Below are 7368 nucleotides of genomic sequence, written 5' to 3'. Positions count from 1 at the left end.
TGCAGCAGTCTGCGCTGTTCTTGGTGGTAAAGGAGGAGGAAAACCGACACTGGCCCAGGGTGGCGGTCCTGACGTCTCCAAAATTGATGATGCTCTTGCTGCAGGTGAGAATTTTATAAAAAACGCCCTTCATGTCTGAAGAACCTGAAATAGACAGTGCACAAAAAGTCCGCCTGCTCTCTCCGGATGATGAGCAGGCACGGCTTATTGGAAAGGCCATAGCGAGTGAGACCGCCGGGAAGATCCTCTCATCCATGGCCGGGCGTGAAGTCACTGCCATGATGCTGTCAGAGGAACTTGAAACTCCTGTCTCAACGGTCATGTATCATCTGGAAAATCTTGCATCTGCTGGTCTTATTGAGGTTAGCAGAACCAGATATAGTGTAAAAGGCCGTGAGATGGAAGTGTACCGGCTTATTGATCAGGTTCTTATTGTATCGCCGAAATCATTTGATTTAAAACCGGTACTGGCACGATGTGCAACACTGCTTTCAATTCCCCTGGCACTTGCAGCTCTGCTTACCTCATTTTCTCTGTTCCATTCTCATAAGGCCGCTCCGCTTTATTATTCTGCACCGGCAGGCAGTGCCCTGAAGATGGAGTCCAATATCGCCTCTTATGCGGTGGATCGGATGATGGAGATACCCGCTCCAACGAATGCTCCAATAGCGGTTCCCACCCAGTGGGTGGAAGAAATCATAACGCCATTTCCTGACCTGCCCGAAGTTGCAGAAGGAATTCTCATTGGGGCAGTTCTGGTCATAATTGTCGGCCTCATTTTTGATTTCTATCGAAAAAGATAAAAAATTATTCCCTTTTTTATCGCTCAGGAAGCGAAATGTGTATATCCTCACCTTGTCCAATAACATCTCATGGATGTCCGAATGGCAGTGATGGTATTCATACTTTGTATTCTGATAACCGGAGTTATCGCTGAAGATAATGCTGAATGGCATATCATACTCACCGGTCCTGATGGGGAACTCTCAGTCAGTCCTGCTGATGTTCAGAATATTGTTGAGAAAAAAGGGGTGAGTGTGCAGATAGATGGTCAGGAGCTGAAAGGTGCCCCGTTATGGAGAGTACTGGCACTTGCAGATACCGGTAAAACTCTTGGGCCTGGTAACATTGTTCATATTTCAGGAGATACGGCCATTGAAATAGCGTATCCGAAAATTGGGAAAAACGACGGATATCTTATCATCGCAGCACAGGATGGCCCTAATCTCTATGTCTCCGCTGGCCTTGCCGGAGAGGGTGTCAAAAAAATTTCCTCAATAGATATATCTGAGACTGATGACTGGACTCTTCAGATCATATCTTCAGAGGATGTCAGGAAGATCTCAAAAGAGATATGGGATGATCTGGCCCTGCAGTATCAGAAGGAAAAAGAAACGAAAAATGGAGCTTTTAGTGGTATTACAATCTCTGATCTTCTTGCATCACAGGAGATCATACCCGAAACAGATGCAAAAATTAACATCACCGGTCAGGATGGATATACCGCTCAAATTCCCTGGAATAAAATATCCGGTTCTTCAGATTATCTGATAGCAGATAAGATGGATGGTTCTGAACTGCCTCAGTATATTATCGGCTTATTTGCCCCGGACTGGCCAACCCCGGCATGGCCACTCATGCATATTGATCCTGAGTTTCCAGGAAATGATAGTGTTGGAAATATTGAAACTATCGAAATCCTCTAAATCTCATCTTTTTGTGCCGATAATCAGGATAAAACACACGAGACCCAGAATTCCTGCAAGGAACCCTGAAGATGCCTGTGTTTTAGTTGGTGAAGGCAGAACTGGTGTTTCGGGGATGGTTGTTGCAGGAACGGTTGTTGCAATCGTCTCTATTGTTGGTGCCGGAGTAATGATCTCTGTCTCTTTTGTCTCTGCTCCGGTGATGGTAAACTGATACTCTCCGATAAACCCGTTCTTATCTGAAATGCTTGCCAGATACTCACCGGGGGACGGTACCGGAACTGTTGTTGAAAAATCTCCGGAATTATCAGCAAACCCCTTTCTGGTAATTACCTGTTCAGGCCCGTATGTATAGTCACCAGGTCCGAATACACGGATAGTAAGAACTCCGTCCCCGATTCCTCTCATCCTTCCGCTTATTGTTAACGCCTGTGAGAGCGGTTGTGTACCTGGGGATGTGATGGAAATCTCGTCAGATCTATCTGTAATCTGAATGATTCGTCTGACAATGGAAGACGAACCCAGTTGTCGCTCGACAAACATTTCATTGTCTGATACGATATTATGGACTTCTACCTTGTATTGACCACGCTCAAGGTGCCGTGTATCAAAGTCTACACGAAAGGCCTGAGTCTTATCGACGATCACCCGTGTTCTGGCAACCTCACCAGCTGTATATTTTGAATAGAAAAGAACCAGATCAAAGTACGAATCCTCTGGAAATGTTGTTGTTCCGGTGACCAAAAGGGGACTTCCCTTAATAACAGATTTCGGTGTATCAATCGTGATGATATACCCCTGCACAATTCCAGTGGCACAGATGAGCAGGGTAAGGCAGAGGAAAAAAAACTGGTATCGTTTCATATATAGAATTCTGATCATCTTCTATATTGCCATAATGGATGGTTCATTATTCGCACGTCATTGCATAAAATCCACGTATCCTATGGGCAATATCTTCACCAAGAACATCAGAAATTCGCATGTCCAATACCGAATAATAATCCGGAGAAATACAATGCAGGCTCTCTTCTCCCGTCATAACAAGATCAATGAGATATCTGAGATCATCCACACTTAACCGGTCAATCCGCATCTTAAAATCCTCTGCACTTGTTGCATAATGATTTGCGACCGGAGGCAGCAGGGATCGATAGGGCGTCCCTGACCCCTTGCAGATTTCCCCGGAGAATTCAGGAGCCAGAACCTGGAGGAGTTGGATATCGCGTTCAGATAGTTCACGAGGCATAAGTACCAATCGATGGCTCATCCTATTATATCTGTGAAAATAGTATTGCACCAAGAACAAAAGATATAAGCATGGTTGCAATACCCTGGCAGGCACGTCTTGGAATCTTTCTGGTGAGTTGTTCTGCTCTCGTGTATCTCACAAAACTTACTGTGATTGACAATATATCAGGAACGATTGAGTACATCTTCAACTCATTCGGGTTTTTATTCATCAATGTCCTGCTTGTTACGCTGGTCATTAATGAGCTTCTTTCACGTCGCGCAAGAAATGCCCGGCTTGAAAAATTGAACATGGTAATCGGGATTTTTTTCACCGAAGTCGGAAATGAATTATTGAAGAAGATTATTCATGCCGATCCTGAATCAACAGCCTTTGGGTCTTCATTTGTTCTCCAGGGAAAAGAACGTCCGGATGAGAAAGCGATGGAAAGAGTGGTATCTGTTCACCAGTTTCAGGTTCAACATGAAAAGATAGATCTTAAGGACATTCAGAAATTTTTACAAGAAAAACGCAATTTTCTGTTAAGACTCATGGAAAACCCGGTCATGCTTGAGCATCAGAGCTTTACTGCGCTCCTCCAGGCAGCATTTCACCTTACGGCGGAACTTGGTCATCGTGAAGATATTGGCTGCCTATCCGCATCAGATCAGGCACATCTTGCAGGCGATATCAGCAGAGTATATCGGGCACTCGCGTATGAGTGGGTTCATTACATGGGATATCTGAACCGGAACTATCCATACCTGTATTCTCTTGCGGTCAGAACAAACCCGTTTGATCCAGATGCCCCTATTGAGGTGGCCTGAATCAGGAAATAAAAATGGGAAAATATTTTCAGGAGGAGGATGTAACTGGTGGTGTGTAGACTCTTGTACCAAGTTCTTTATCCAGCATATAAAGGAGGCCGACACCTTTCTCCTGGCTGATCATGTTAAGTTGATCCAGGATTGTCCGTGCGTTCTCTTCTTCCTCAACCTGCTCATTTACAAACCACTGTAAAAAATTCACAGTCGCATGATCTTTTTCAGTCATAGACAAATTCACTAGGTTGTTGATAAGACTGGTTACTTTTAGTTCGTGAGCCATCTGTGTCTCAAAGGCATCTTTTGCATCCTTCCACTCAGTCTCCGGGGCTTCAATTTGCTGCATTACTGCACGACCACCGCGGGCCAGGACATAATCAAAGATCTTTAACGCATGATCCCGTTCTTCCATGGCCTGAACCCGTTCCCAGTTGGCAAATCCACGAAGTCCGACTGAGTCAAACCAGGAAGACATCGAGAGATATAGATATGCGGAGTAGAGTTCTGCATTTATCTGTTCATTCAGCGCTTTTTCGACTTTTGGATTCATACTACCTACAGGAGCAGCAGTTCCTTTTACCTTTGGGGGCATGTGTGGTGATTAGACGTGTATATATTTTAAGATGCAGGTAGGTGGGGTTTTCTCTGATAATCTACTTCCTTCTTACTTCTCACTTAAAGACTTTCCAAATATATTTTAAGAGTGACGGAAGGAAAGGGATTATACGGTTCACAAAGAAAGATAACATGTTCGGATATTACCGGACCATCTCATCCGGTACAGATAGATGTCTGTGCTCAGGGAGAAGTTACCATGAATCTTAAACGTCCTAATTCCAATGAGGCGGTCGGGACTGTAAATCGCTCACGCGATGTTGTTCCGATGTCTGGCATGTGTTCCCGTTGTGTGGACGGGTGTAAAGGTGCCTGTGATGTATGGCTTGCATCATTTCGGGGAAGAGAAGTTCTGTATCCCGGGCCTTTTGGTGAGGTCACTGCAGGGGCAGACAAGAACTACCCGATTGATTACTCACATCTGAACATCCACGGGTACGCTTGCGGAGCAAACGGGCTTCCGGATGGCGTTGCAGCAAATCCGGATACAGCTGTTTTTGATGATGTCAACACTGAAACTGATTACGGCTGGGACATCAAAGTAAAGATGCGCGTACCCATCTTCACCGGTGCACTGGGCTCTACTGATATTGCACGAATCAACTGGGAGCACTTTGCCGTTGGAGCAGCAATTTCCGGGATCACCCTTGTCTGTGGTGAGAATGTCTGTGGAGTCGATCCTGAACTCAAGCTCGGATCAGACGGGAAGGTTGTCTCATCACCAGAGATGGACCGCAGAATCAACACCTACAAAAAGTTCCACGAGGGATATGGAGAACTTCTCGTTCAGATGAACGTGGAAGACACCCGTCTTGGTACTGCAGAGTACGTCGCTTCCAAACACAACCTTGAGACCATTGAACTGAAATGGGGACAGGGTGCCAAGTGTATTGGTGGAGAGATCAAGGTTAAAAACCTCGAACGAGCCCAAGAACTGAAGAAACGTGGATATATCGTTCTTCCAGACCCGACCAGAGCTGACAACATTGCCGCATTCAAGGACGGGGCAATCAAGGAGTTTGAGCGTCACTCAAGACTTGGTTTTGTATCAAAGGAAGGCTTCCTGGAGGAAGTAGACCGTCTGCGTGGTATCGGCTTTAAGCGTGTTACCCTGAAGACCGGTGCATACTCCATGAAAGAGCTTGCAATGGCCATCCGCTGGTCATCAGAAGCAAAGATTGATCTGCTCACAATCGACGGAGCTCCTGGTGGAACTGGTATGAGCCCCTGGCCCATGATGAATGAGTGGGGTATTCCGACCTTCTATATCCAGTCCCTTGCCTACCAGATGGCAGAGGCATTAAAGAAGAAGGGAATGCGTGTTCCAGATCTTGCCATCGCCGGTGGATTTGCCGATGAAGCAAATGCATTCAAGGCCCTTGCCATGGGTGCTCCGTACTTTAAGGCTGTTTGTATGGGTCGTGCCCTCATGATCCCGGGAATGGTCGGAAAGAATATTGAGAAGTGGATCAAGGATGGAGAACTTCCAAAGACCGTCTCCAAGTATGGATCTACCATCCCTGAACTCTTCGTTACGTACGAGACCCTGAAAGAGAAGTATGGAAACCGTCTGAGCGAGATTCCAGTCGGTGCCATTGGTATCTACACCTATACACAGAAATTCAGAACCGGAATGCAGCAGATCATGGCCGGCAGCAGAAACTTCTCCCTGAAATCTGTGAGCAGAAATGATCTGATGGCCCTTACTCCCGAAGCAGCAGAAGTTTCAGGTATCCCCTATGTCATGGAAGCATACCGCGACCAGGCCTGGGATATTCTTCTTGAATAAAACTAATCAGATAATCCTCATTTTTTTCAACAATCCCTGAATATATGGGGTTAGATGAACGCTCCTTTGATAGAACGAAGCTACCCGTCTTGTTGATCCTGCCGATCTGAATAAATGTCCGGAGAGATTTGTTTGGGAGATCATCGATATCTGTCCGAAACCAGCCATTTATCAATTTTATGGAGATGATATCCTCAATCAGCAATTATTCGATCAGAAAACTGGTGATCTTTTATCCAACATATACCTGTGGGGGACATTGAAAACCAAAAACAAGAATGCGAGAGGGAAAAGGGGGAAAATCGTCTGAATTTCCTTTTCAGGATAATACGAGTAAATCTCAGGGAGAAGTTTTCTGGTATCAGCGTATAGATATATATGATGAGGTTCTTTAATACCGCCGGACCGGTAGATTGTGAGAAACATTATTGTCTCCCACCTCTTAGCCGGTTTAATCTTCCAGAAATACTTACTCTCATTAGCCAGGAGAAGTATTTTGTTCTCCATGCGCCAAGGCAAAGTGGGAAGACCTCCTGTCTGCTTGCATGTGCTGAATACTTCAATAAAGACGGGCGATATTATGCACTCTATACAAATGTTGAAGCAGGCCAGGCTGCCAGGGAAGATGTCACGTTAGCAATGCGGGCTATCCTGTATGGGATGCTCCAGAGAATGGAGATTCAATTTCCAAATCGTATCTCATCTGGAGAACTTGAGCAGATAATTCTTGATAATGGCCCGTTTGGTGCCATGACAACCTTTTTTACCAGATTATCTAACAGACTTGATAAACCACTTATCCTGATGATAGATGAGATCGATGCCCTTGTGGGTGATACATTAATTTCTGTTCTCAGGCAGATTCGGTCCGGGTATGATACCCGCCCACTTCATTTTCCATCATCCATCATCCTCTGCGGAGTCCGTGATGTTCGTGACTATCGTATTCATTCTGATAAAGACAAATCAATCATTACCGGTGGAAGTGCATTTAATATAAAAGCAGAATCTTTACGGCTTGGAAATTTCACCGAAGATGAGACAAGAACACTTCTCCTTGAACATACCAAAGAGACCGGGCAGCTTTTTGAAGATGAAGCCCTTGCCTCAGTCTGGAACCTGACCCGGGGCCAGCCCTGGCTTGTCAATGCCCTAGCATATGAGGTCTGTTTTAAAATTGAGGAGGGGAAGAACCGCTCTAAT

At 45.4% G+C, this 7368-nt stretch carries 8 protein-coding genes and 1 pseudogene; 6 read left to right on the top strand and 3 right to left on the bottom strand.

The genetic code is table 11. The features are described from left to right. From LDL35_RS15445 to LDL35_RS13415, 3 genes are all read left to right on the top strand, one after another. Positions 1 to 139: DHHA1 domain-containing protein (locus LDL35_RS15445; protein WP_369694937.1), on the top strand; the 139-nt coding region annotated here is incomplete at its 5' end. Next, positions 132 to 803: a helix-turn-helix domain-containing protein gene (locus tag LDL35_RS13420; RefSeq protein WP_304023325.1), complete on the top strand. Its 672-nt coding sequence runs from the start codon at positions 132 to 134 to the stop codon at positions 801 to 803. The genes LDL35_RS15445 and LDL35_RS13420, both read left to right, overlap by 8 nt. Positions 804 to 893: 90 nt before the next feature. Then, positions 894 to 1706, top strand: coding sequence for a hypothetical protein (locus LDL35_RS13415; protein ID WP_304023322.1), 813 nt, complete (start codon positions 894 to 896; stop codon positions 1704 to 1706). Between the two features lie 3 nt (positions 1707 to 1709). Here LDL35_RS13415 and LDL35_RS13410 read toward each other — a convergent pair whose 3' ends face one another. Both LDL35_RS13410 and LDL35_RS13405 read right to left on the bottom strand, forming a co-directional pair. Beyond that, positions 1710 to 2570 carry a hypothetical protein gene (locus LDL35_RS13410; protein ID WP_304023320.1) on the bottom strand — a complete coding sequence of 287 codons (861 nt, stop codon included), beginning with the start codon at positions 2568 to 2570 and terminating at the stop codon, positions 1710 to 1712. A gap of 46 nt (positions 2571 to 2616) precedes the next feature. Then, on the bottom strand, positions 2617 to 2976 hold the full coding sequence (locus LDL35_RS13405) for a hypothetical protein (protein WP_304023318.1): 360 nt from the start codon (positions 2974 to 2976) through the stop codon (positions 2617 to 2619). 50 nt (positions 2977 to 3026) lie between these two features. Between LDL35_RS13405 and LDL35_RS13400 the strand changes: the two genes are divergently transcribed. Beyond that, positions 3027 to 3764 carry a hypothetical protein gene (locus LDL35_RS13400; protein ID WP_304023315.1) on the top strand — a complete coding sequence of 246 codons (738 nt, stop codon included), beginning with the start codon at positions 3027 to 3029 and terminating at the stop codon, positions 3762 to 3764. 28 nt (positions 3765 to 3792) lie between these two features. Here the strand turns inward: LDL35_RS13400 and LDL35_RS13395 are convergent, their stop codons facing one another. Then, on the bottom strand, positions 3793 to 4311 hold the full coding sequence (locus LDL35_RS13395) for a ferritin (protein WP_304023313.1): 519 nt from the start codon (positions 4309 to 4311) through the stop codon (positions 3793 to 3795). Between the two features lie 264 nt (positions 4312 to 4575). On the opposite strand from LDL35_RS13395, the gene LDL35_RS13390 reads away from it, so the two are divergent. Both LDL35_RS13390 and LDL35_RS13385 read left to right on the top strand, forming a co-directional pair. After that, positions 4576 to 6165, top strand: coding sequence for an FMN-binding glutamate synthase family protein (locus tag LDL35_RS13390; protein ID WP_369694936.1), 1590 nt, complete (start codon positions 4576 to 4578; stop codon positions 6163 to 6165). A gap of 378 nt (positions 6166 to 6543) precedes the next feature. Next, a pseudogene (locus tag LDL35_RS13385) lies at positions 6544 to 7368 on the top strand (AAA-like domain-containing protein); the annotation flags it as partial.

This window comes from Methanospirillum hungatei (assembly GCF_020216685.1).
Taxonomy (GTDB): Archaea; Halobacteriota; Methanomicrobia; order Methanomicrobiales; family Methanospirillaceae; genus Methanospirillum; species Methanospirillum hungatei_B.
The sequence above is the reverse complement of the archived record's forward strand: the minus strand, read 5'-3'. Positions and strand labels throughout refer to the sequence as shown.